The 1,062-nt window shown below is 53.7% G+C and carries 2 rRNA genes; both read right to left on the bottom strand.

The window, feature by feature from the left end:
- Nucleotides 1-38 precede the first annotated feature (38 nt).
- Nucleotides 39-154 (bottom strand): 5S ribosomal RNA (gene rrf / locus FZF01_RS19325).
- A gap of 148 nt (nt 155-302) precedes the next feature.
- Nucleotides 303-1,062 (bottom strand): 23S ribosomal RNA (locus tag FZF01_RS19330); the annotation flags it as partial.

The following is a 1,062-nucleotide window of genomic DNA, read 5'->3' on the forward strand; positions in this document are numbered from 1 at the left end:
CCCCGCGCTGTTTCCAGGCGGGGCGTTTCAGTATAAGCGCTTGACGATGACCTACTCTCACATGAGGAAACCTCACACTACCATCGGCGATGCATCGTTTCACTTCTGAGTTCGGGATGGGATCAGGTGGTTCCAATGCTCTATGGTCGTCAAGCAATTCGTTGCTGTGGGGCGTTAGCCACACGGCGTAAAGGGGGTGGGCGGTGATAGTTGTATAGATTTAGCTTGGTAACCTGGATCTCATGCAGTTCCAGACTGTCGTTCATCGGTGTCATGACCACACCAAATTGCTTGGGTGTTATATGGTCAAGCCACACGGGCAATTAGTACTGGTTAGCTCAACGCCTTGCAACGCTTACACACCCAGCCTATCAACGTCGTAGTCTTCGACGGCCCTTTAGGGGAGTCAAGCTCCCGGTGAGATCTCATCTTGAGGCAAGTTTCCCGCTTAGATGCTTTCAGCGGTTATCTTTCCCGAACGTAGCTACCCGGCAATGCCACTGGCGTGACAACCGGAACACCAGAGGTTCGTCCACTCCGGTCCTCTCGTACTAGGAGCAGCCCCTCTCAAATCTCAAACGTCCACGGCAGATAGGGACCGAACTGTCTCACGACGTTCTAAACCCAGCTCGCGTACCACTTTAAATGGCGAACAGCCATACCCTTGGGACCGGCTTCAGCCCCAGGATGTGATGAGCCGACATCGAGGTGCCAAACACCGCCGTCGATATGAACTCTTGGGCGGTATCAGCCTGTTATCCCCGGAGTACCTTTTATCCGTTGAGCGATGGCCCTTCCATACAGAACCACCGGATCACTAAGACCTACTTTCGTACCTGCTCGACGTGTGGGTCTCGCAGTCAAGCGCACTTTTGCCTTTATACTCTACGCACGATTTCCGACCGTGCTGAGTGCACCTTCGTACTCCTCCGTTACTCTTTGGGAGGAGACCGCCCCAGTCAAACTACCCACCATACACTGTCCTCGATCCGGATAACGGACCAGAGTTAGAACCTCAAAGTTGCCAGGGTGGTATTTCAAGGTTGGCTCCACGCGAACTAG

The organism is Halopseudomonas salina, assembly GCF_008641105.1.